The 23,618-nt window shown below is 63.8% G+C and carries 22 protein-coding genes; 10 read left to right on the top strand and 12 right to left on the bottom strand.

The annotated features are described in order from the left end of the window. Positions 1-9: 9 nt before the first annotated feature. The 8 genes from EJ071_RS11780 to EJ071_RS11745 form a co-directional block, all read right to left on the bottom strand. Complete coding sequence (locus EJ071_RS11780) at positions 10-801, bottom strand: ABC transporter permease (protein ID WP_126098013.1); 792 nt, start codon at positions 799-801, stop codon at positions 10-12. Continuing rightward, positions 798-1,664, bottom strand: coding sequence for an ABC transporter permease subunit (locus EJ071_RS11775; protein ID WP_245460320.1), 867 nt, complete (start codon positions 1,662-1,664; stop codon positions 798-800). The genes EJ071_RS11780 and EJ071_RS11775 overlap by 4 nt, the downstream gene beginning before the upstream one ends. 184 nt (positions 1,665-1,848) lie before the next feature. Then, complete coding sequence (locus EJ071_RS11770) at positions 1,849-2,955, bottom strand: ABC transporter substrate-binding protein (RefSeq protein ID WP_126098011.1); 1,107 nt, start codon at positions 2,953-2,955, stop codon at positions 1,849-1,851. Positions 2,956-3,201: 246 nt separating this feature from the next. Beyond that, positions 3,202-4,374, bottom strand: coding sequence for an iron-containing alcohol dehydrogenase (locus tag EJ071_RS11765; RefSeq protein ID WP_126098010.1), 1,173 nt, complete (start codon positions 4,372-4,374; stop codon positions 3,202-3,204). An 18-nt stretch (positions 4,375-4,392) separates the two neighbouring features. Continuing rightward, on the bottom strand, positions 4,393-5,781 hold the full coding sequence (locus EJ071_RS11760) for an aldehyde dehydrogenase family protein (RefSeq protein ID WP_126098009.1): 1,389 nt from the start codon (positions 5,779-5,781) through the stop codon (positions 4,393-4,395). A 152-nt stretch (positions 5,782-5,933) separates the two neighbouring features. Next, on the bottom strand, positions 5,934-7,304 hold the full coding sequence (locus EJ071_RS11755; RefSeq protein ID WP_126098008.1) for a glutamine synthetase family protein: 1,371 nt from the start codon (positions 7,302-7,304) through the stop codon (positions 5,934-5,936). 87 nt (positions 7,305-7,391) lie between these two features. Next, complete coding sequence (locus EJ071_RS11750; RefSeq protein WP_126098007.1) at positions 7,392-8,948, bottom strand: amino acid permease; 1,557 nt, start codon at positions 8,946-8,948, stop codon at positions 7,392-7,394. Between the two features lie 22 nt (positions 8,949-8,970). Continuing rightward, positions 8,971-9,789 (bottom strand): N-formylglutamate amidohydrolase, encoded by an 819-nt coding sequence (locus EJ071_RS11745; RefSeq protein WP_126098006.1) that lies wholly within the window; start codon positions 9,787-9,789, stop codon positions 8,971-8,973. Positions 9,790-9,934: 145 nt separating this feature from the next. Here EJ071_RS11745 and EJ071_RS11740 point away from each other — a divergent pair, with 145 nt between their 5' ends. The 3 genes from EJ071_RS11740 to EJ071_RS11730 all read left to right on the top strand — a co-directional run bounded on the left by EJ071_RS11740 (position 9,935) and on the right by EJ071_RS11730 (position 15,284). After that, positions 9,935-10,765, top strand: a complete 831-nt coding sequence (locus EJ071_RS11740) for a MurR/RpiR family transcriptional regulator (protein WP_126098005.1) — start codon at positions 9,935-9,937, stop codon at positions 10,763-10,765. 233 nt (positions 10,766-10,998) lie between these two features. Then, positions 10,999-12,156, top strand: coding sequence for an efflux RND transporter periplasmic adaptor subunit (locus EJ071_RS11735; protein WP_126098004.1), 1,158 nt, complete (start codon positions 10,999-11,001; stop codon positions 12,154-12,156). Continuing rightward, positions 12,153-15,284, top strand: a complete 3,132-nt coding sequence (locus tag EJ071_RS11730) for an efflux RND transporter permease subunit (RefSeq protein ID WP_126098003.1) — start codon at positions 12,153-12,155, stop codon at positions 15,282-15,284. The genes EJ071_RS11735 and EJ071_RS11730 overlap by 4 nt, the downstream gene beginning before the upstream one ends. A gap of 241 nt (positions 15,285-15,525) precedes the next feature. On the opposite strand, the gene EJ071_RS11725 is transcribed toward EJ071_RS11730, so the two are convergent. Continuing rightward, positions 15,526-16,563: a zinc-binding dehydrogenase gene (locus tag EJ071_RS11725; protein ID WP_126098002.1), complete on the bottom strand. Its 1,038-nt coding sequence runs from the start codon at positions 16,561-16,563 to the stop codon at positions 15,526-15,528. Between the two features lie 5 nt (positions 16,564-16,568). After that, entirely contained in the window at positions 16,569-17,810 is a 1,242-nt protein-coding gene (locus EJ071_RS11720; protein ID WP_126098001.1) for an acyl-CoA dehydrogenase family protein, read from the bottom strand. 120 nt (positions 17,811-17,930) lie between these two features. Between EJ071_RS11720 and EJ071_RS11715 the strand changes: the two genes are divergently transcribed. From EJ071_RS11715 to EJ071_RS11700, 4 genes are read left to right on the top strand one after another with little or no spacing between them, the layout of a single operon-like run. Continuing rightward, positions 17,931-18,746 (top strand): SDR family oxidoreductase, encoded by an 816-nt coding sequence (locus EJ071_RS11715; RefSeq protein WP_126098000.1) that lies wholly within the window; start codon positions 17,931-17,933, stop codon positions 18,744-18,746. A gap of 51 nt (positions 18,747-18,797) precedes the next feature. After that, on the top strand, positions 18,798-19,277 hold the full coding sequence (locus EJ071_RS11710; protein ID WP_059184497.1) for a MaoC family dehydratase: 480 nt from the start codon (positions 18,798-18,800) through the stop codon (positions 19,275-19,277). Beyond that, on the top strand, positions 19,274-20,341 hold the full coding sequence (locus EJ071_RS11705) for a phosphotransferase (protein ID WP_126097999.1): 1,068 nt from the start codon (positions 19,274-19,276) through the stop codon (positions 20,339-20,341). The genes EJ071_RS11710 and EJ071_RS11705 overlap by 4 nt, the downstream gene beginning before the upstream one ends. Before the next feature lie 3 nt (positions 20,342-20,344). Beyond that, positions 20,345-20,512, top strand: coding sequence for an SDR family NAD(P)-dependent oxidoreductase (locus tag EJ071_RS11700; protein ID WP_126097998.1), 168 nt, complete (start codon positions 20,345-20,347; stop codon positions 20,510-20,512). Here EJ071_RS11700 and EJ071_RS11695 read toward each other — a convergent pair. Continuing rightward, positions 20,502-21,450 (bottom strand): IS630 family transposase gene (locus EJ071_RS11695; protein WP_126097997.1). Its coding sequence is split into 2 segments (ribosomal slippage): positions 20,502-21,113 and positions 21,115-21,450, totalling 948 coding nucleotides; the frame shifts between segments, so codons are not numbered across the junction. The two genes, EJ071_RS11700 and EJ071_RS11695, sit on opposite strands and share 11 nt — an antisense overlap. Before the next feature lie 123 nt (positions 21,451-21,573). Between EJ071_RS11695 and EJ071_RS11690 the strand changes: the two genes are divergently transcribed. The 3 genes from EJ071_RS11690 to EJ071_RS11680 all read left to right on the top strand — a co-directional run bounded on the left by EJ071_RS11690 (position 21,574) and on the right by EJ071_RS11680 (position 23,314). After that, positions 21,574-22,170 carry an SDR family oxidoreductase gene (locus EJ071_RS11690; RefSeq protein ID WP_126097996.1) on the top strand — a complete coding sequence of 199 codons (597 nt, stop codon included), beginning with the start codon at positions 21,574-21,576 and terminating at the stop codon, positions 22,168-22,170. Between the two features lie 91 nt (positions 22,171-22,261). Beyond that, positions 22,262-22,906 carry a TetR/AcrR family transcriptional regulator gene (locus EJ071_RS11685; protein ID WP_126097995.1) on the top strand — a complete coding sequence of 215 codons (645 nt, stop codon included), beginning with the start codon at positions 22,262-22,264 and terminating at the stop codon, positions 22,904-22,906. Between the two features lie 171 nt (positions 22,907-23,077). Continuing rightward, positions 23,078-23,314 carry a DUF680 domain-containing protein gene (locus EJ071_RS11680; RefSeq protein WP_126097994.1) on the top strand — a complete coding sequence of 79 codons (237 nt, stop codon included), beginning with the start codon at positions 23,078-23,080 and terminating at the stop codon, positions 23,312-23,314. Between the two features lie 79 nt (positions 23,315-23,393). On the opposite strand, the gene EJ071_RS11675 is transcribed toward EJ071_RS11680, so the two are convergent. After that, positions 23,394-23,618, bottom strand: coding sequence for a hypothetical protein (locus tag EJ071_RS11675; protein WP_126092088.1), 225 nt, complete (start codon positions 23,616-23,618; stop codon positions 23,394-23,396).

The following is a 23,618-nucleotide window of genomic DNA, read 5'->3' as shown; positions in this document are numbered from 1 at the left end:
CTTCTTCTTTCAGTTCGGGCGGTTCGCCGATTTCGGCGCGAAACGCGACAGGATCTGGATCAGCGACATGCAGCCCCAGGTTATGGCAAAGGCGATGATGGCAAGCGCCGCCGGTTCATAGGCGCGATTGGCGCCAATATTCTGCAGATACGGGCCGAAGGCCGGGCGGTTGAGCAGGCTGGCCATCGTGAACTCGCCGATGACGATGGCGAAGGTCAGAAAGGCGCCGGAGAGCACAGCGATCAGCACGTTTGGCAGGATCACCCGAGTAATGATGGTGGACCAGCCCGCCCCGAGGATCTGCGCCGCTTCCGTCAGCGTGCGCACGTCGATGGTGCGAAGGCCTGTATCCACCGCCCGGTACATGTAGGGAAGCGACAGCGTGGCATAGCCGATGACCAGCAGGGCGTTGGTCGCGGTGTCATTCGCCAGGAAGGGCAGCGGCGAGTTCGAGCCATACATCCTGATGTAGCCGAAGACGATGACGATGGCCGGAATGACCAGCGGCAACAGCGTGATGAACTCGACGACCGGTCTGATCTGCGGCAGCCGCAGCCGGATCCAGTAGGCGGCCGGCACCACGACCAGCACGCCGAGGATGATGGTGAAGATGGCGGCGATCACCGAATACATGAAGGTCGCCTGGAAGCGCGCGTCGCCCAACACGATCTGGTAGGCGTCGAAAGAATAGGCGCCGCGGCGCATGCGCATGGAGAATTCCACCGTCGCGATCAGCGGGATGAAGAAATAGGCCGCGCCAAGGATGAAAACGACCCAGGCCCAGAAGCGTCCGGTCTTCATTTCAGCCACCTTTCCGAGCGTGTCCGGAACCAGATGTAGAAGACATTGGCGAGGCCGGTGATGACGATCATGCCGAAGGCGATGGCATAGCCGAGATGCGCGTTGTGCAACACGTCACCACGGATCTGCGCATAGAGCACGATCGGAATGATGTTCAAAGACGAGCCGGTCAGCGCGTAAGCGGTGGCGATGGCGCCAAAGGCGTTGGCGAAAAGGAGGATCACAGTGCCGAGGAAACTCGGCCAGATCACCGGTATGACCACCATGCGCCAGTATTGCGCTGTGGTGGCCCCCAGCGTGGCGGCCGCCTCGCCCCATTCCCGCTTCAGCCCATCGATCGCCGGAGTGATGATGACCACCATCAGCGGAATCTGGAAATAAACGTAGGTCAGCGTCAGGCCCCAGAAGGACAGGATGTTGAAGCCGTGCGCATAGATGTTGAGACCAAACACGGTGTTTAAGAGCACCGTGGCGAGGCCGAGCCGGCCGAGGGTGGCAAGGAAGGCGAAAGCCAGCGGGATGCCGGCGAAATTGGAGGCCACACCGGAAAAGGTCAGCGTGGCCGAGCGTATCCACTCCGGCAGGCCGCCGCGCACGATGGCGATGGCTATCGCCAGGCCCGCAAATGCGCCGATCAGCGAAGAGGCCAGGCTGACCTTGATAGAGATCCAGTACGCGGCGACGATCGTGGGCAGGCTACAGTTTCCATCGACCCAGGAAGCCCAGGAATTAATCTGGCACTGCAAATAGTTCGACAGATTGGGCGGGTCGAAGATACCAATGATGTTTTCGAGGGTGAACTCGCCGGCATCATTCTGGAACGCGCCCAGCATCAGGTAAAGCGTGGGCAGGATCAGGAACATAATGGCGAAGATGAAGAATGGCGCAACGCCCAGCCACTGCGTCGGCAGCCGTAACGCGCGCGCCTCGCTGGGCGGCGCGGCCTTTCCCGCAATTGTCTGGTTGGAAAGCGAGAGATCGGTCATGCGCCGGCTACCGTCTGTGAGAAGAGCCGGGCGGCCAGAGCCGCCCGGCCGTATCATTCTGCTACTTCACGTTGGCGCCGACAGTGGCGTCCCAGTTCTTGGTGATCGCTTCCTTGGCCTTGCCCTGCTCATCGAGGGTCGGGAACACGGCCGATGCATAGGCTTCGGCCGGCGGCAGCTTGGCCATCACGTCGGCCGGAAGCTTGCCGCTCTTGGCGAGGTCGTTGAAGCGGATCGGATGGCAGTAACCCTTCAGCCAGCCGATCTGACCCTCGTCGGAGTAGAGATACTCGAGCCAAAGCTTGGCCGCATTCGGATGCGGCGCATAAGCGCTGATCGCCTGCACATAAACGCCGGCGACGACGCCGGTCTTCGGCACGACGACGTCGACCGGCGGGTTGCCCTTCAGCGTGTCGCGGCCGGCAAGCGCGTTGTAGTCCCAGGTGACCAGGATCGGGGTCTGCCCTTGGGCCAGCGTGGCCGGCTTGCCGATTACCGGCACGAAATTGCCAGCGGCATTGAGCTTCTTGAAGAAGTCGAGACCTGCCGTGCCGGCTGCTTCACCAGCAGCGGCACCACCGGACAGGCCGGCGGCGTAGACCGCCTGGATCGCCTGGTTCGAGGCGCGCGGATCACCGGCCAGGGCGACGGTGTTGGCGTAGTCCGACTTCAAAAGGTCGGCCCAGTCGGCCGGCGCTTGCTTGACGAGATCCTTGTTCACCAGGAAGGACAGCACGCCGTAATAGTCGCCGGTCCAAAAACCATCGGCATCCTTGGCGGTGTCCGGGATCGAATCCCAGGTCGATACTTTGTAAGCCTGGATCAGGCCGTCTTTCTTTGCGGTCGGACCGAAGGACAGGCCGACGTCGATGACGTCTGGCGCCTGCGGGCCCTTGTTGTCCTTGTTGGCCTTGATCGCCTCGACCTCGTCGCCGGAGCCGGCATCGGGGTTGAGCTCGTTGATCTTGATGTCCGGATACTTAGCCTTGAAAGCGTCGATGACCGCCCCGTAGCCGCACCAGTCATGCGGAAGCGCGATGACAGTCAGCTGGCCTTCAGCCTTCGCGGCCTTGGCGAGGTCGTCCAGCGAATCCGCGGACGAAATCACCGTCGACGCAAAGAGCGCCGCGGCCGAGAGGGAAAGCACTTTCCCCGTGAACTTGAACATGTGTTCTCTCCGTTGAACTGGCGCCGCTGGGCGCCTGCGATGCGGGTATCGTTTTCGTGTGACAGCCAGATGAAGGCTTTTTGAAACCCGAGCCCCGCGGCACAAAAAGTTAACTCTTTTTAACGGACTGTAGCAATTAGCCCGCACTTAATTTTCCGGCTAATGGTTAGTCGCCTTTCCTGTCGCCCCTCCTCCTCTTCTTAGGTTGTCGCCCTCTTCAACTTTTTCGGTATCCGAAGCCGGCTCTCACACCGAGCCGGCAATGGCATTTTCGAGCAGCGTCAGCGCCGCCTTCTTGGTCAGCTTGACCGGGTTGCCGCCGGCCGTCGGATCGACCACCGCCATGTCGGCGATCAGTGCCTTGCGCTTCTTGTCCATGTCGAGGCCCTTGATCAGGCCGGGCAGCGCGTGCGGCACCTTGAGTTCCTTGCGCAGCTTGACGATCGCCTTGGCGAAACCGTCGAAGCCGCCTTTGATGCCGCAATAGGCGGCGAGCCGGGCGATGCGCTCATCGATCGCCTCGCGGTTGAAGGCGAGCACATAGGGCATGAACACCGCATTGGTCATGCCGTGATGGGTGTCGTAGAGCGCGCCGACCGGGTGCGACAGCGAGTGGATGGCCCCCAGCCCCTTCTGGAAGGCGGCCGCGCCCATCGCGGCGGCGCTCATCATATGGGCGCGGGCGACCAGATCCTTGCCGTTGGCGAAGGCCTTGGGCAGGTTCTCGAACACCAGCCGGATGCCTTCCACCGCGATGCCGTCGGCCATCGGATGATAGCCCGGCGCGCAATAGGCTTCGAGGCAGTGGGCTAAAGCATCCATGCCGGTGCCGGCGGTGATGAAGGCAGGCATGCCGACCGACAGCTCCGGATCGGCAATCACGATCGCCGGCAGAAGCTTCGGATGGAAGATAACCTTCTTGGTGTGGGTCGCCTCGTTGGTGATGACACCGGCGCGGCCGACCTCCGACCCGGTTCCGGCCGTTGTCGGCACCGCGATGATCGGCGCGATCGCGTCCGAGTTGGCGCGCGTCCACCAGTCGCCGATATCCTCGAAATCCCACACCGGGCGCGTCTGCCCCGCCTGGAAGGCGATCAGCTTGCCGAGGTCGAGCGCCGAGCCGCCGCCGAAGGCGATGACGCCGTCATGCTTGCCCTTCTTGAACACGGCGATGCCGGCGGTGAGGTTGGACTCGACCGGGTTCGGCTTCACCTCCGAAAACACCCCGTAAGGCACCTTGGCGTCGTCGAGAATTTTCAGCGTCGAGGCGACGACCGGAAGTTTCGCCAGCCCAGGATCGGTGACGAAGAGCGGCCGCTTGATGCCGGCCGCGGCCAGTGCGTCCGGCAGTTCCCTGATGCGGCCGGCGCCGAAACGTACGGTGGTGGGGTAGTTCCATTTGGAGATGAGCTTGGACATTTTCTGTCTTTCGAAAAATCAGATCGTTTCGCGCAGGTGATAGGATTTCGGGCGGGTCAGGTTGTCGTAGCCGATGGCCGAGAGTGCCGCGCCCTTGCCGGTGTCCTTGACGCCGGTCCAGACCAGCGCCGGATCGAGATAGTCGCAGCGGTTCATGAACACCGTGCCTGTCTCGACGCGGTCGCCGATCGCCACCGCGCGCTCGGCGTCGCGCGTCCAGATCGAAGCCGTCAGCCCGTAAGGGCTGTCGTTCATCAGCGCGATCGCCTCCTCGTCGCTGCGCACCTTCATGATGCCGACGATCGGTCCAAAACTTTCCTCGCGCATGACGCTCATCTGGTGGTCGACCCCGGTCAGCACTTCCGGCGCCAGATAGGGCGAGCCCGCTCTGTCGTTCTCGACCTTCATGTTGATATGCCCCTTGGCGCCCTTGCGCAGCGCCTCTGCCTTCTGCTCGCGGATCAGGTCGGCGAAGCGCGCCTGCGCCATCGGCCCCATGGTCGTGGCCTCATCCAGCGGATTGCCGACGACATAGTTCTTCGTCTCGGCGACAAAACCTTCGACGAACTCGTCATAGACCTTCTCATGCACATAGACGCGCTCGATGCCGCAGCAGCATTGGCCGGAATTGTAGAAGGCGCCGTCGACGAGGTTGGCGATCGCATGGTCCATCTTGGCGTCGGGCAAAACATAGGCCGGATCCTTGCCTCCGAGCTCGAGGCCGAGCGTCATGAAGGTACCGGCCGCCGCCTTCTCGATGGCGCGACCGCCGGCGACCGAGCCGGTGAAGTTGACATGGTCGATCTTGCCCGAACCGAGCAGCTTCTCGGTCTGGCCATGGTTCATGACCAGGTTCTGGAACAGGCCCTTGGGCAGGCCGACCTTGTCGAAGGCCTGTTGGAAGCGTTCGCCGACCAGCAGCGTCTGCGCCGCATGCTTGAGGATGACGGCGCTTCCGGCCATCAGCGCCGGCACGATTGTGTTGACCGCCGTGAGATAGGGGTAGTTCCACGGCGCGATCACCAGCACGACGCCGAGCGGCACCTTCTTCACATAGCGGCTAAACCCATCCTTCGGGTTGGAAGCCATGACCGGCTTCAGCGCAGCTTCAGCGATCTCGACCATGTAGCCGGTGCGTTCCTTGACGCCGCCGAACTCGCCGCCATAACGCACCGGCCGGCCCATCTGCCAGGCGATCTCGGGCACGATCTCGTCGCTCATGCCGACCAGCGCTTCCAGCATCGCCAGCATGTATTTGCCGCGCTCGACAATCGGCGTCTCGGCCCATTTCTCCTGCGCCGCCTTGGCGCGCTCTACCGCTGCGTTTATCGCTTGGTCGGTTGCGACCGGCCGCTCGGCATAGATCGAGCCGTCGATGGGGGATTTGAGTTTGACCGTTTCGGTCATGTCTTCCTCGCAGTTTTACAACAATCGAAAATCACATGGCGTGGCGCCGCCCCCATCCGCCCGAGAAGGGAGAAGCTCCAGCGCCGGCGCCCCCTCTCCCCGTTCTTCACGGGAAGAGGGTAAGGGGGCAGCGCCGACGCCAGCCCGGCACCCTAATACCGTTCAAAACCCCGGTGCAGTTCCCAATCCGTGATGCGGCGGTCGTATTCGAACTGCTCCCAGCGAGCGGTGTGCACGTAGTGTTCGACCACGTCCTCGCCGAAGGCCTGCTCCAGCATGGCAGAGTTCGCCAACGTCTCGGTCGCATCGCGCAGGGTCTTCGGGATTTCCGGCAGCTGCGACGCCTGATACGCATCGCCGACGAACGGCTTCTGCAGCTCCAGCTTCTCGTCGATGCCGGCAAGGCCGGCGGCGATCAATGCCGCGAAAGCGAGATAGGGATTGAGGTCGGCGCCGCCGATGCGGCACTCCATGCGGATACCCTTGGTGCCTTCGCCGCAGAGCCGGAAGCCGGCGGTGCGGTTGTCCTCGCTCCACATGATCTTGGTCGGCGCGAAGGTGCCGGCCTGGAAGCGCTTGTAGGAGTTGATGTAGGGCGCCAGGAACCAGGTGAACTCCTTGGCGTATTTGAGCTGGCCCGCCGCCCATTGCTGGCCGAGCGTCGACAGCGTCCACTCCGCATTTTTATCGAAGAACAGCGGCGTCTTGCCGTCGGCGCTCCACAGCGAATTATGGATGTGGCTGGAGTTGCCGGCGAGGCCGTAATTGTACTTGGCCATGAAGGAAATCGCCTTGCCTTCCGACTCGGCGATCTCCTTGGCGCCGTTCTTCAGGATGACGTGGCGGTCGGCCATCTCGAGCGCTTCGGCATAGCGCACGTTGATTTCTTCCTGGCCCGGGCCCCACTCGCCCTTGGAGTTCTCGATCGGAATGCCGGCCGCTTCCATCTCGTTGCGCAACCGGCGCATCACGCCTTCTTCCTTGGTGGTGATGCCGATCTGGTAGTCGCCGATATAGGGCGAAGCGGTGTCGAGGCCCTGCCAATGCTTCCTGCGGGCGGAATCGTAGGTTTCGCTGAACAGGTAGAATTCGAGCTCGGAGGCGAAATAGCCGATATACCCGCGCTCCTTGAGCCGCTGGATCTGTTTCTTCAGGATCGCGCGGGGTGAGTGTGCCAAATCCTCATGATCATGGTGATCGAGCACGTCGCAGATGACCAGCGCCGTCTTTTCCAGCCACGGGATGCGCCGCAGCGTCGAAAGATCGGGCTTCATGACGAAGTCGCCATAGCCCTTCGACCAGCTCGCCGCCTTGTAGCCGGGCACCGGCTCCATATCGATGTCGGCGGCCAGCAGATAGTTGCAGCCATGCGTTTCGCCATGCGCCGAATCGACGAAATACTGGGCCAGGAAGCGCTTACCCGCGAGCCGTCCCTGCATGTCGACGATGCAGGCCAGCACGGTGTCGATCTCGCCGTTGGAGACCGCCTGCTTCAACTGATCGAACGAGAAATTCCCGGCCATTCCTTTGGCACTCCAGTACTTGTCGGTTGAAAGGAAGAAACGAGGCCATGGCCGGCATGATGCCGGCCATGGTCATGAGGTGAAGTATCAGTGGCCGGTCTCGCCGACCGCCTGTTCGGCCGCCTTGATCGCCGCCTGGCGCGCCGCGATGATGTCGCCGAGCGGCGGGCCTTGGAAGCGGTTGCGCTCGAAGGCGAACCAGACGATCGCCGTCAGGATGAAGAAGCCGACGGTGATGTAGAGCGCCCAGTCGTTCGGCGGCTGGATGCCGATGACGAAGATCAAGATCATCGACACGAGTGACAGGACCGAGAACAGCATGAACAGGCCGCGGCCCATGTTCCAAGGGCCCATCTTGTCCCACTTCGGCGTTCCCCACGCCGCCATGCCGAGCACGATCGGCACGATAAAGGAGAGGAACAGGAAGATGACGGTGCAGGAAACAACGATCGTGTAGGCCGAGGTGCCCGCGACCGAGACCACCGATGAGCCCCACACGAACAATACCGACAGGATCGAGGCTGTCCAGATCGCCGCCACCGGCGTGCGGTGGGCGGGGCTGACCTTGGCGAGCGCCGACGAACCCGGCAGGCCGCCGTCGCGCGAGAAGGCGAAGATCATGCGCGAGGCCGAGGTGACGGTGGCGAGACCGCACAGGAGCTGCGCCAGGAATACGACGAGGTAGACGAACTCCTTGAGCCCGGTGCCGACACGCTGGTCGAAGGCCCAGAAGAACACGTTCCAGCCCTGCTTGGCGGCGTCGTCCATGTTCGGGATCATCAGGATGAACGCAGCCAGGAACAGATAGCCGAACAGCGCCGACCAGATGACCGACATGACCATCGCGCGCGGCACCGAAGAAGCCGCCTTGATGGTTTCCTCCGAAGTGTGCGCGGACGCGTCGTAGCCGGTGATGGTATAGATCGGCAGCAAGAGGCCAAGCGCGAACACCCAGGCGTTGGACACCGATGGCCACACACCGTTGCCCGCATCGCCGGAGTAGTTGTGGAAGGTGAAGAGGCGGCTGAAGTCCCAGGTCTCGGCCGAGAGCAGGCAGACCACCGCGATCAGGATCGAGCCGAAGAAGATGAGGTAGCCCGAGAAGTCGGTGAGCTTCGCCGTCAGCTTGATGCCGAGGTGGTTGATCAGCGCCTGGGCGCCGGTGATGATGATCAGGAAGATCATCTGGTTGGTCAGCGTTCCCTCGATGCCCAGCGCCGGCCCGAAAGCGCCGATGAAAAACGTCCAGGTGCCGACATTGATGGCGCCGAGCACCGTGATCAGGCCGAGCAGGTTGAGCCAGGCCGTCACCCAGCCGGTGCCGCGATTGCCGAGGATGGAGCCCCAGTGATAGAGGCCGCCGGCCGTCGGATAGGCGGAGCTGATCTGCGACATGGCCACCGCGAAGGTGAGCGACACGAAACAGCCGACCAGCCAGCCGATGCCGATGCCGATGCCGCCCGCGCCCGACGTTGCTTGCGCCAGCGAGTTGATGCCGCCGGACAGGATGCAGATGATGGAGAAGGAAACCGCGAAATTCGAGAAGCGGCTGAGGCGCCGCTCGAGTTCCTGGGCATAGCCCATGCTGTGAAGGACCTTTATGTCCTCCGCCTTGTCGACTTCGTTATAGTCTTGCGCTGTCATGTTGGAAGTCCCCTGTTGGTTCTTAGCTGGCCGACTCTACTGACTTTCCCATTACGCGTTGTCGGGAACCCCTGGCCTCCTCGGGCTCCAGATTCGAAAATATCCCTGTGAGCAGATCCGCCCATTTCCGCTGCCCGGTCTCGCCGGAGATCTCGTCGTTGCGGATTTCGATCATCGCGCAGGCAAGGCCGCGCGAGCGCGCATGCCGTTCCAGCGTGAAATAGACGCGGTCGGCCGGCGAATAGGGTTCGTTGACGCCGACGCTGACGCCGGCAAGCCGCTGCAGCGCCGCTATCAGCGGCGACGCCAGCCGGCGGTCGTCGTCGTGGATGATGCCGATATGCCAGGGCCGGCTCTTGCCCTTGTAGACCGGCGTGAAGGAATGCACCGACACAAGCCGCGTCTCCTGGCCATATGCCAGCCGTTGTTCGATGATCTGCGCAATCGTGTGGTGGAATGGACGCCACGCCAGGTCGATCCGCGCGCCGCGTTGTTTGTCCGAAAGGCCGGTGTTGCCGGGAATGGCCGTCGTTTCGCTGACCGGCGGCACGAGGTCGGGCGCGTCGAGCGGCCGGTTGCAGTCGATCACCAGGCGCGAGACGCGGGTTTCGACCAGCGTGGCGTCGAGCGCCTCGGCCATGCGGCTTGCGACGGGAAGCGCGCCGGGATCCCAGGCGATGTGGCGGGAAAGGTCCCCGACCGGCAGGCCGAGCGTGCCGAATTCCGCCGGCAGGAAGTTCGAAGCGTGGTCGCAGGTGAAGACGAAGGGGCTCGAGCCGCCAGGGTTGGTCACCCTTACGGTCTCCGACGGTGCAAGGCTGGTGGGCCGTGCTTTCTCCATACTGCCGTCCCCTGGGGAGCGCTGTATCGTATGTTACGTATTTTGCCTCATTGCGTCCCTGTGGATGATTTCATACAGTTTGTCCGGCTTTGTCAAACGCCAATTCCGAAAACGGCGCCGACCAGGTCAAAGGGTGGGGAAAACGATGATTTCCAGCATTGCCGAACTGATCTCGGACCGCATCGGCACCATGCCGGCGGGCGAGCGCCGCGCCGCGCAGACGCTGATTGCCAATTATCCGCTGACCGGGCTGAAGACGGTGGCCGAATTCTCGACCGCAGCGGGGGTTTCGTCACCGACGATCCTGCGTTTCGTCGCGAGACTGGGCTTTCAGAACTATCCCGAATTCCAGTCGGCGCTGCAGGATGAACTCGCCGCGCAGTTGCAGTCTCCGGCATCGCGCACGCTCAACCCGGCGTCGCCCGCCAGCGGCGGCGCCGCATCCCCGATGCTGGAGGCGACGCTCGACAACATGCGCGAGACGTTCCGGCACCTCTCCGACAAGCAGTTGGTCGACATCGCCTCGACACTTGCCGAGCGGCGCGGCAAGACCTTCCTGATCGGCGGCCGCTTCACCGACCCGCTGGCCCGCTACATGGCCGCCCATCTCGCCATAATCCAGCCGGATGTCTACCACCTCGCCGGCCAGGAGAGCATCTGGCGAGACCGGCTGATCGACATGGGCAAGCGCGACGTGCTGGTGATCTTCGATATCAGGCGCTACCAGGAGAGCCTGGTCCGCTTCGCCGAGAAGGCGCACCAGCGCGGCGTGCAGATCGTGCTGTTCACCGACCAATGGCTCTCGCCGATCGCCCGCTTCGCCCGCCATGTGATCGCCGGGCGCACCGCCGTGCCCTCGGCCTGGGATTCCTCGGCCGCGCTTTTCGTCGTCGTCGAGACGCTGATCGGCGCCGTCACGAGACAACTCGAAGCCGCCGGCGCCAAGCGCATCCGCGATCTTGAAAGCTTGCGCTAAAGCAATCCCAGGAAAAGTGTGTAGCGGTTTTCCGTTCGGAATTGCGTAAAATAAGCCGAACCGGAAGTCGGCACGCGATCCGCGTCACGTTACCGAGATTTAATGTGCACGATTGCGTGATAATTGCCATAAACCGCTGATATCGGGGCGTGGCGTGGCCGGTTTTCGCCCCCAGCCCGTATCGTCGCTGTGCCTCCTTTCGCCGGCAGACGAATCCTGCCGCTGGAGTGTCAATGTCGAGCTGGAAACAGATTGTTGTTGCGCTTGTGATCGTGGTCGCCGCCACGATCGCCTGGGTACGCTTCTATCCCGGCGCGCCTGAGATATTGGCGCGCTGGGGCATGGACTGGGCTATCGCCGCGACACCTCCCGCCACGGAGAGCGCTTCGACTGGCTCTGCCCGGTCCGGGCGCAACCGCGCCGGCCAGGTCGTGACCATCGTCGCCTCACCGGCCGGCACCGCCACCATCAACGACAGGCTGCAGGCGATCGGCACCGGCCGCGCCAACGCGACCGTCACCGTCAACCCTTACTCTTCCGGCCGTCTGACGGAATTGCTGGTCCAGTCAGGCACCCATGTCGAGAAGGGCGATGTCATCGCAAAGCTCGACTCCGAAACCGAGGTCATCGCACGTGATCGCGCCCAGGTGGCGATTGAAGATGCTCAATCCAAGCTCGACCGGGTCAAGTCGCTACGGGCCTCCAACGCCGCGACGCCGGTAGCCGTCGCCGATGCCGAGGTGGCGCTCGCCAATGCCAAGCTGGCATTGCGCGATGCCGAGCTTGCGCTGGAGCGCCGATCGATCGTGGCGCCGATCGAAGGCACGGTCGGCATCCTGCCCATCGCCGCCGGCAACTACGTCACCAGCCAGTCGGCGATCGCCACGCTCGACGACCGTTCGAGCATCCTGGTCGATTTCTGGGTTCCTGAACGCTTCGCCGCCGCGGTCAAGGTCGGCGCGCAACTGTCGGCCACGCCGCTTGCCAACCCCAATCAGGTCTATAGCGGCACGGTTTCGGCTATAGACAACCATATCGACGAGAACAGCCGCACGCTGCTCGTCAAGGCGACCATCGCCAACCCGGCCGATTCGCTTCGCGCCGGCATGTCGTTCCAGATCGGCATGAAATTCTCCGGCGACACCTATCCGGCCGTCAGCCCTCTGGCCATTCAGTGGGGCACCGACGGCGCCTATGTCTGGGCTGTCGAGAACGGCAAGGCCAAGCGTGTGCCGGTGCGCATCATCCAGCGCAACACCGAGACCGTGCTGATCGACGCTCCCGTCGAAAGCGGCGAAATGGTGGTGACCGAAGGCACCCAGAGCGTCAGCGAAGGCGGCGACGTCCGCATCGCCGGCGAGGACCGCGCCACCGAGGCCGAAGGCTCATGAGCGCCTCGGGCGATCCGGCCGCGGGGTCGGGCCTGACGGCGCTCTTCATCCGCAGGCCGGTCATGGCCTTCGTGCTGAACACGCTGATCGCGGTCGCAGGGCTGGCCGCCTTTTGGGGCGTCGAAATCCGCGAGCTGCCGGATGTCGACCGCCCCGTCATCACCGTCAACACCACCTTCGAGGGCGCTGCCGCCGAAACCGTCGACCGCGAGCTGACCGATGCTATCGAGGGCGCCGTCGCGCGCGTCTCCGGCGTCAAGTCGATCTCGTCGACTTCGTCCTTCGGTCAGAGCCGCGTCACCATCGAGTTCAACGACGGCGTCGACTTGAACGTCGCCGCATCCGACGTGCGCGACGTCGTCAGCCGTATCACCAACCAGTTGCCGGAGACCGCCGACGCCCCGCGCATCGTCAAGGCCGACGCCAATTCCGACGCGGTGATGCGGCTTGCCGTCACCTCCGACACCATGTCGGTGCAGGACATGACGGTGCTGGTGCAGGATCGTATCGAGGATGAGCTCGCCGCCGTGCCCGGCGTCGCCGACGTCCAGGTTTATGGCGATCGCGACAAGATCTTCCGCATCGATGTCGACCAGAACAAGCTGGCGAGCCACGGCTTCACCGTAGCGGATCTGCGCAAGGCGCTCGCCTCGGTGGCATTCGATTCCCCGGCCGGCTCGATCACGACGACCAACCAGGACCTCATCGTGCGCACGACCGCCGACGTCACCACGCCGGAGGAATTCGAAAATATCGTCATCGGCGGCGCAACCCGCATCCGCGACGTAGCCACCGTGACGCTCGGCCCCGACATCGGCCAGACCTCGCTGCGCTCCGACGGCAAGACCGGCATCGGCCTCGGCATCATCCGCCAGGCGGAATCGAACACGCTGGATATCTCCACCGGCGTCAGGGCGGCCGTCGAGAAGCTGCAGCAGAACCTGCCGCAAGGCATGTCGATCAAAGTCACCAGCGACGACGCGGTCTTCGTCAACGGCGCCGTACACGAGGTCGAGATCGCGTTGGTGCTCTCCGTCTCGATCGTGCTCATCGTCATCTACGCCTTCCTGCTCGACTGGCGTGCGACGCTGATCCCCGGCCTGTCGATGCCTGTCGCCATGATCGGCACCATCGCCGCGATCTATCTCGCCGGCTTTTCCGTCAACATCCTGACGCTGCTGGCGCTGGTGCTGGCGACAGGCCTTGTCGTCGACGACGCCATCGTCGTGCTCGAAAACATCGTGCGGCGCCGCAACGAGGGCATGGGACCGCGCGCGGCCGCCGTGCTCGGCACCCAGGAAGTGTTCTTCGCCGTCGTCGCCACCACGCTGACGCTGGTCGCGGTCTTCGTGCCGATCTCGTTCCTGCCGGGACAGACCGGCGGCCTGTTCCGCGAGTTCGGCTTCGTGCTGGCGATGTCGGTGCTGCTCTCCAGCGTGGTGGCGCTGACGCTGTGCCCGATGCTTGCTTCGCGCATGCTCTCCAGTGTCTCCCTCCATCACGACGGCGGCAGCGGTATCGGCGCCCGCATCGGCGGCGCATTGCATCGCCTTTACAAGCGCTGCCTTCATGCCTGCCTCGCCGCGCCCTGGATCGTGGTGCTCGCAGCACTGCTCTTCGCCGGCACCGCCTTCACGCTGTTCGGCACCATCCGCCAGGAGCTGACGCCGACCGAGGACCGCGCTGTCGTTTTGTTGCGCATCAACGCCCCGCAAGGCGTCAGCCTCGACTACACGACCGAGCAGATGCGCAGGATTGAGCGGCTGATCCAGCCGCTGCGCGATTCCGGCGAGATTCGCAGCACCTTCGAGAATGCCGGCAACAACGGCTCCTACAACTCGGGCTTCATGGTGATGACGCTGGCGCCATGGGACGAGCGCAGCCGCAGCCAGCAGGAGATCATGGCCGACATCAGCCGCCTGACCAAGCAGGTGCCGAGCGTGCGCGTTTTCCCCGTGCAGCCCAACAGCCTCGGCATCCGCGGCGCCGGCAACGGCCTGCAATTCGCGCTGGTCGGCAACGACCGCAAGGCGTTGAGCGAGGCGGCGGTGAAGATCGTCGACGAGATGCGCCAGGATCCGCGCTTCCAGACGCCGCGGCTTTCCGTCGATCCGACGCAGCCGCAGCTGGCGGTGGCCATCGACCGCGAGCGTGCTTCCGACCTCGGCATCGACATCACCGGGCTCGCCGACACGCTTCAGGCAATGCTCGACGGCAACGATGTCGTCGACGTGTACATAGCCGACCGCAGCTACGGCGTGAAGCTGGTCTCCACCACCAACCCGATCAACGATCCGACCGATCTCGAAAACATCTTCCTGAAAACGTCGGATGGCCGCTTCGTGCCGATGTCGACCATCGCCACGCTGACCGAACGCGCCGTGCCGCCGTCTTTGACGCGCGAACAGCAGCAGCCGTCGGTCGCGATCACCGCCAACCTCGGCGGTGGCTTCGCGCTCGGTGAAGCGCTGACCCGCGCCAAGGAGATCGCGACGCCGCTTCTGCCGCCGGGCGCGCGTATCCTGCCGCTCGCCGAAGCGGCGACGCTCGGCGAAAGCAACAGCGCCATGATCGCCGTCTTCAGTTTCGCGCTGGTCATCATCCTTCTGGTGCTGGCGGCACAGTTCGAGAGTTTTGTCAGCGCCGTCATCATCATGGCGACGGTGCCGCTCGGGCTGGCCTGCGCCATCTTCGCGCTGCTGCTCTCAGGCACCAGCCTCAACGCCTACAGCCAGATCGGACTGGTATTGCTGGTCGGCGTCATGGCCAAGAACGGCATCCTGATCGTCGAGTTCGCCAACCAGTTGCGCGACCGCGGGTTTGGCGTGCGCCAGGCGATCGAGGAGGCCGCCACCATTCGCCTTCGTCCGGTGATGATGACGATGATCTGCACCGTGCTCGGCGGAGTGCCGCTGGTGCTGGCATCGGGCGCCGGCGCCGAGGCGCGTATCGCTCTCGGCTGGGTGATCGTCGGCGGCCTCGGGCTGGCCACCGTCTCGACGCTGTTCCTGACCCCTGTCGCCTACCTTCTGCTCGGCCGCTTCGTCACGCCCAAGGCGCATGAGGAAGCCCGCCTGAAGCGCGAGCTCGAAGAGGCCGCTTATACCAACGTCGAGCCGGCGGAATGATTAGCTCTCCTCTCCCCGTCACTATACGAGGAGAGGATGCCGGTCCACCCTCCGCAGCTGCAGCGCAGCTGCTGCGGAGGACGGGCAGGCAGGTAAGGGGCAGCGCCTGCTTGCGAGATTGCCGCCTAATACCAATGATGGCGAACGTCGGCAGCACGGCCAGTCACAGCGGTCAGCGCCGCCCCTCATCCGCCCTTCGGGCGCCTTCTCCCCGTAGAACGGGGAGAAGGAAAGTCCGCGCTTACGGCTTGATAAACACCTTGCCGTTCGGCTTGGCCAACTCGGCCGGCAGCCGCGCCATCGCCTCTACCAGCGGCACCACCGCCGTCACGTCGGTCGACCAGCGCCCGTCGGAAAAGCGCTTTTGCGCCTCCAGCACCGCCGGGCCGAGCCGGTCGCGGAACTGCCGCATCCATTCGGCCAGCCAGAAACCCTCGATGCGCTTGTGCTGGAAGATCAGCTGGCCGGGCTCGCGGATCACCGTCGGCTCGGCATCGAGCCGGCCATAGACGATCCAGCGCGAGCGCTTCGGCATGGCATTGAAGATGGCCGAGGCCAACGGGCCGGTTACCGCGTCGAGGAAGATGCGCGGTTGCTCGGCCTTGATCGCCTCGCGCAGCTTGGCCTCGAAATCCGCTGCCTTCTCGTTGAGCACATGGGCGGCACCGAGCTCCTTCAGCAAAGGAATCTGCTCGTCGCGGCGCACGGTGACGATCGGGCGGAAACCGTCCTCCTTCGCCAGTCCAACGATCAGTTTGCAGAGCTGGCTGGCGCCGGCGGTCATGATGAAGGCCTTGTCGCCTTCCTGCTTGACGATGCCGAACATGGCGAGCGCGGTCAGCGGATTGACGATCATCGCCGCGGCGTCCTCGTCGCGCACCGTGTCGAGCAGCGGAATGCAGGACGCGGCCTCCGCCACCGCATAGTCGGCCCAGGAACCCCAGTTCGACACGCCGGTGGCAAAGGCGACGCGCTTTCCTTCCAGGCTCTTTGCATAGGGGTCATCGCCGGTCGCGACGACGATGCCAACGCCTTCGAAGCCTGCCGGCTGGCCCTTCACGCGCGGCTGGCCGTACTGCCCCTTGACGAAGGCGATGTCGGACGGGTTGATCGAGGCGAGGCCGACCTTGATCAGCGCCTGCGTCGGTCCCGGCGCCGGCACGGCGATGCTGCCCGGCCGAAGATAAGGCTCCACCGCCTCCAGCGCGCCGGCCGAAGGCGTTTTGGTGTAGCCGTCGCCGACAAGCAGCAAGGCCTTCATTTCCGACGGAAGCGCCATGGCGATCACACCTTCTCCTGCGTGTATTTCCTGAGCTCGCTGCGCGCCACCTGCCGCCGATGCACTGCGTCCGGCCCGTCGGCAAGCCGCAGGGTTCTGAGATGTGTCCAGGAGCGGGCGAGCGGCATGTCCTGGCTGATGCCTTGCGCGCCGAACATCTGCACCGCCTCGTCGGTGACCTTGAGCGCGACGCGGGGTGCCACGACCTTGATCTGGCTGATCCAGGGCGCCGCGGCGCGCGCATCGCCCTGGTCGATCATCCACGCCGCCTTGAGGCAGAGCAGCCTGGCCATCTCGATCTCCATCCGGCACTCGGCGATGATGTCGAAATTGGCGCCGAGCTTGGCCAGCGACTGGCCGAAAGCCTCGCGCCGCACCGAGCGCTGGCACAGCATCTCCAGCGCCATCTCGGCCTGGCCGATGGCGCGCATGCAGTGATGGATGCGGCCGGGCCCCAGTCGCCCCTGCGCGATCTCGAACCCCCTGCCCTCGCCGAGGATCAGGTTCGCCGCCGGCACCCGCACGTCCTCGAACCTCAGATGCATATGGCCGTGCGGCGCGTCGTCGTCGCCATAGACCTGCATCGGTCGCAGCTTGGTGATGCCCTTGCTGTCCGCCGGTACCAGGATCATCGAATGCCGGCGATGCTGCGGCTCGTCGTCAGGCCCGGTCCTGACCATGGCGATATAGATGGCGCAGCGCGGATCGCCGGCGCCCGATGCCCACCATTTCTCGCCGTTCAGCACATAATCCTCGCCGCTCCGATCGCAGCGCATCGAGATGTTGGTGGCGTCCGATGAGGCGACGTCCGGTTCGGTCATCAGATAGGCCGAGCGGATTTTGCCTTCGAGCAGCGGCTCCAGCCATTCCTGCTTATGCTCTTCTGACCCGTAGCGCTCCAGCACTTCCATGTTGCCGGTGTCGGGCGCCGAGCAGTTGAAGGTCTCGGCGCCGAGATGCGCCTTGCCCATCTCCTCCGCCAGATAGGCGTATTCGACCGTCGACAGGCCGTAGCCGCGCTTGGAATCGGTCAGCCAGAAATTCCACAGGCCGCGCTTGCGCGCCGTCTGCTTCAGCCCTTCCAGGATCTCGGTCTGCCTCGCCGTGTAGGCCCAGCGGTCGCCGTTCCTGCCGACCTCGGCCAGAAACTCCTCGCCGAGCGGCGCGATCTCGTCGCGCACCATCGCGGCCACGCGCTGATGGATCGGCTTCAGCCGCTCGGTCATGCCGAGATTCATGTCCACCATCGGTTCAGGCCCTTTCGCAGATGCATCTTTACCCGTGGCAAGGATGACCGTACTTCGGCTAGCCTTGTCAACGCGAGTCCTTCGGTTCCGGCCGGGACGAGGCACGTGGGAGGAATTAGGATGAGCTATCTCGACAAGCTGTTCTCGGTCGCCGGCAAGACCGCGCTGGTGACCGGTGCCGCAACCGGCATCGGCCGCATGGTCGCGACCGCGCTGGTGCGGGCCGGTGCCACCGTGATGATCGCCTCGCGCAAGGGCGAGGACTGCGTCCGGGTCGCCAGCGAGCTCAATGCGCAGGGAGGCGACGGCCGGGCCGAGGGCTTTGCCGGCGACGTGTCCAGTGAAACAGGTATCGCAGCTCTGGTCGCCGAGGTTAAGGTGCGGACGGACCGGCTGCATGTCCTGGTCAACAATGCCGGCATTTCCTGGGGCGCGCCGCTGGAGGAATTCCCCTACCACGCCTGGGCGAAGGTCTTCGGCGTCAACGTCACCGCCGTCTTCCACCTGACGCGGGAACTTTTGCCGCTGCTCGATGCCGCCGCAAGCGACGAGGATCCTGCCCGCGTGATCAATCTGGGCTCGGTGATGGGGACCCAGCCGCTGGCCGACGATGCCTATTCATACACGGCGTCGAAAGCCGCCGTGCATCACCTTACGCGCACGCTGGCGATCGAGTTCGCGGGGCGCCGCATCACCGTCAACGCCTTTGCGCCCGGCCCCTTCCAAAGCCGGATGACGGCGTTTGCCACCGCCACCGAGGAGCAGGCGAAACATGTCGGTAACCACGTTCCGCTGGGCCGTATCGGGGGACCGGATGACATTGCCGGCGCAACGCTCTATTTGTGCAGCCGTGCCGGAAGCTATGTCACCGGCGCCATCCTGCCGATCGACGGCGGCCAGTCGGTGCAGCACGGGATGACATTGTTCAAGGAATAAGGCGTCCGGCTCAAGGAATCGCGGTCCGGGCGGGGTGCGGAGGACATCAGGGTGGAACCGATCAGTCTCGATACGCTTCTGGCCAGCGTCGGCAAGGAAGTCGGCGTGTCGCCCTGGCGAACGGTCACGCAGCGCATGATCGACCAGTTCGCCGACGCCACCGACGACCACCAGTTCATCCATTGCGATCCCGAGCGTGCCGCGCGCGAAACGCCGTTCGGCGGCACCATCGCGCATGGTTTTCTGTCGCTGTCGCTTTTGTCGGCGATGACTTTCGAGACCATGCCGCCGATCGAAAACACCAAGATGGGCGTCAATCACGGCTTCGACACGCTGCGTTTCCTGGCGCCGGTCAAGACGGGCTCGCGCATCCGCACCCACTTCGTGCTGGCCGACGTCAAGGTGCGGCCGTCCGGCTGGGTGCAGACGGCGCACGACGTGACCATCGAGATCGAGGGATCGAAGAAGCCGGCGCTCACCGCGCGCTGGCTGACCCTGACGCTGATCGAGCGCCAGCCAGAGACCGCATGAGCGACGGTGCCAACGCGCTAGATCGGGCAGCGCTTGCGCCCTACCTCGAAGCGCATATCCCGGGTTTTGCCGGCCTTTCCGCGATCGAGAAATTCAAATCCGGGCAATCGAACCCGACCTATCTGCTCACCGCCGCCAGCGGCCGCTACGTGCTGCGCGCCAAGCCGCCGGGACAATTGCTGAAATCCGCGCACCAGGTCGATCGCGAATTCCGGGTCATGCAGGCGCTTGGCGCGACCGCCGTGCCGGTGCCGCGCATGCTGCATCTGTCCGGCGAGGATTCCCCGATCGGCCGCATGTTCTACGTCATGGAGTTCCTCGACGGCCGCATCTTCTGGGATCCGTCATTGCCGGACGCAGCCGGCCCCAACAAATCCAGCAATGACGAGCGCACTGCTGTCTACGACGCCATGAATGCGACGCTTGCCGCATTGCACGACGTCGATGTCGAGGCCGTGGGCTTAAGCGATTTCGGCAAGCCCGGCAGCTATTTCGAGCGCCAGTTCGCCCGCTGGACCAGCCAGTATCGCGCCTCCGAAACGGAAAAGATCGCCGCCATGGATCGGCTGATTGCCTGGTTGGAGACGCATATGCCGGCCGATGACGGCCGGGTCTCTCTGGTGCATGGCGACTACCGGCTGGACAACATGATCTTCGCCAAGCACGAGCCGCGAGTGATCGCCGTGCTCGACTGGGAGCTGTCGACGCTCGGCCATCCCTTTGCCGACCTTGCCTATCAGTGCATGCAGTGGCGGCTGCCGCATGCTTCCGGCTTTCGCGGTCTCGGCGGCCTCGACCGCGCCATGCTCGGCCTGCCCTCCGAGGAAGCCTATGTCGCCGCCTATTGCCGCCGGCGTGGGATCGAGGGCATCGGCAATTGGACGTTCTTCCTCGCCTTCTCCTTCTTCCGGCTGGCGGCGATCTGCCAGGGTGTCTATCGTCGCGCGCTCGACGGCAACGCCTCCAATCCGGAGAAGGCCAGGACCTATGGCAAGGCAGTGAAGCTGCTTGCCGCGCTCGCGGTGGAGCTGATCGACAGCAAGATTTTGACAACGGAGCGTTGAGCGATGGGCCGTTTCGAAGGAGCCACGGTGCTGATAACCGGTGCGACCGGCGGGCTCGGCAGCGGCGCGGCCAAAGCCTTCGCCACTGAGGGCGCGCGGCTGGTCCTTTCCGATCTCGACGAAGCGGCACTCGGCGATTTCGCGGCGACGCTAGGGTCTTTCACGATTTGACGGAAGCATAGCCTGCGTTTGCGAAGTAGTTCTTGCATTCGGCTGGCTCGATGGTTTCGACGAGGTGACCGATGTGACGCCAGGTGTCCTCGACGGTACGTTTCTGAGCTTGGCGCATCCAGTGTTTGATTTTGGCGAAGGCCTGCTCGATCGGATTAAGGTCCGGCGAGTAGGGCGGCAGGTACCAAAGCCTGGCACCGGCGGCCTTGATCATCTGCCTGATGGCGGCCGACTTATGACTTCCCAGATTGTCCATGATGACGATATCGCCGGGCTTAAGGACAGTGATGAGCTGTTGCTCGACATAAGCGCGGAAGCATTGGCCGTTGATCGGTCCGTCGAAGACACAAGGTGCCGCGAGCCGATCCCAGCGCAGCGCGCCCAGGAAAGTCAGCGTGCGCCAGTGGCCGTGCGGAGCCAAGCCGCGCAGCCGCTTGCCCTTCGGCCCCCAGCCACGCAGCGGAGCCATGTTGGTCTTGATCCAGGTCTCATCGATGAAAACCAGGCACTGCGGATCGAGGCCGGCCTGCCAGGATCGCCATCGCTGGCGCCTTCGGGCAATATCGGCGCGTGCCTGCTCAAGAGCGAACAACGTTTTTTTTGAAGCTCAGCCCCTCGCGGCGCAGGAATTGCCACACTGCGTTATGCGAAACCTTGACCCCGCGAGCGGCCAACTCATCCTTCAGACCGTGCAGCGTCAGATGCGGCGTCTCACGTAGACGGGCCGCGATGAAGGCACGGTGCGGCTCCAACACCCTCTTGCGATGTCCGCCCATCTTGCCTGGAGCAACCGAACCAGTCGCCCGATGGCGCTGCAACAACTTCACCGCCGCCGAAACCGAAATGCCAAACCGTTTGGCCGCCGACCGGCGGCTCTCACCACGCAAAACCGCCGCCACAACCCGTTCGCGAAGATCATTCGAAAGAGGTCGCGTCATCAGATGCTGGCCTCCATTCCAGCCAGCATCTTGAATCACAAATCCGACAAATCGGGAATCCTTTCCGATTCCGTCAAATCTTGAACCGCTCTAGGCGCCGAGACCGCGCTTCTTGCCGGCAACATTGCCGACGAAAAGCTCTCGGAGGATCTGGTGAAGCTGGCGTTGCAAAAATTCGGCCGGCTGGACATTGCCGTCAACAATGCCGGGATCGTGCACGCCTTCGTGCGGTTGCCGCAGGTGACATCGCAGGAAGCGCGCCGGGTGCTCGAGGTCGATCTGCTCGGCGTCTTCTACGCCATGAAGCACCAGATCCCGCAGATGGAGCGCCAGTTCAGGGAAAGCGGCAAGGGCGGCGCCATCGTCAATGTCGCCTCGGTCGCGGGTCTCTCCGGCGCGCCGAAGCTGTCGGTCTACGCTGCTGCCAAGCATGGCGTGATGGGCCTTACTCGTTCTGCGGCGGTCGAATATGCCAGCAAGGGGATACGCATCAACGCCGTCTGTCCCGCCCATACCAGGACGGCGATGGTCGACGGCTTCGTGCGTTCCACCGGCGCGCCGGAGGCGGAAGCGCTGGCGGAGTTGACCCGCGGTGTGCCGATGAAGCGGGTCGGCGAGGTCGCTGAGATCGTAAACGGCATCCTTTATCTCGCCGATCCTGCCAACTCCTTCATGACCGGACATTCGCTGGCGCTCGACGGCGGTATTGGCGCCATTTGAGCGGACGTTACGGAACCGGCCTGCGCTCTTGTCCGTTGCCGTACAGCGTATATAATTTTGTAAGGCAACCAACCACAAAGGCAGGCGGACATTGGCGCTGAGCGTTCAGAAACGCCGCGAAAAACAAAAAGCCGAACTTCGTTCCGAGTTGGTCGACGCGGCCCACAAGCTCGTCCAGGAAGAGGGCTACGAAGGGCTTACCATCCGCAAGCTGGCCAAGCGGGTCGGCTACGCGCCGATGTCGGTCTATTCCTATTTCGCCGACAAGCAGGACATCCTGTTCGCGCTGGCCGAGGATGCCTTCGAGACGCTTGCCCGGCGCATCGAGGGGCATCCCGCCGATGACCCGATCGAGGCGCTGCGGGCGGTAATGACCGAATATGCCGCCTTCGGCCTCGGCAACCCCAATGAATATCGCACCGTGTTCATGACCGAGAAGACCAAGCTGCCGGAAGGCCGCAGTTACGAGGAGATGGAAGAGGGCAACCCGGCGATGAAGGTGCTGATCAAAAGGGTCGAGGCATGCGTCGCCGCCGGCAAGCTCAAGGGCGACCCCCGCGCCATCGCCACCATGCTGTGGACGGTCGGCCACGGCACGATCTCGCTGCTGATCACCTTTCCCTTCTATCCCTTCGGCGACCCTCAGGCCTATGTGAAGCGGATGTGCGACTTCATGCTGGCCTCCCTGTCGGCGCAGGACATTCCCCCGCTCACCGAAACACCCGTCAACTGCTGACCGGTTGTCCCGCCGTTTTTCCGCTGCGCCGATCGTTTGATTCGCGGCGGCGAATTCCTACGTTCAAGAAAATTTGTCGTACACGTACAAATTCTCTCTTGAATTCAGCTTTCGTTAACCGTACATATACGCCGTATCGTACATGTACGAACAGGTTACTGGAGACGGAAGATGAAAAAGACAATCCTCGCTCTCGCTGCCGTGCTGGCCTTCTCGGGTGCCGCTTTCGCCGGCGCGAGCCAGCCGGCCAAGCACGCTCCCGCGGCCTGCGCTCAGACCCATACCAATGTGATGCTCGACTGCACGGCGACCGGTTCGGTCGAAAAGGCTGACGCCAGCAAGACCCAGACCACCAGGGGTCCGCGGCTCGGCATGGACGTGAACCCGTGGTTCGTGCCCGGCCTCTAAACCCGCAAAACTGGCAACGAAAACGGGCGGCACTTGGCCGCCCGTTTTCGTTTATACCGGCGCTCTCGAAGCGAACGTTTTATCTCTTGCGCTGTTTCTGTCGCGATACTGTCTTGGCTTTGGCCGGCTTCGCAGGCGCGCCCGTAATCGAAGTGCTGGTGATCGAAACAGGATCGCTGGCCGGGAATGTGTCCTCGAGGCCTTCCTCAAGTTCCTCATCCTCGATGTCGTGATGCTGCTCCCGCTCCAGTGAACGGACCGCCGCGGTCTTCTTGGGCGACTTCGGCGCTGATTTGGATAGCAT

The organism is Mesorhizobium sp. M1B.F.Ca.ET.045.04.1.1 (genome assembly GCF_003952465.1).
Classification (GTDB): Bacteria; Pseudomonadota; Alphaproteobacteria; order Rhizobiales; family Rhizobiaceae; genus Mesorhizobium; species Mesorhizobium shonense.
The sequence above is the reverse complement of the archived record's forward strand: the minus strand, read 5'-3'. Positions and strand labels throughout refer to the sequence as shown.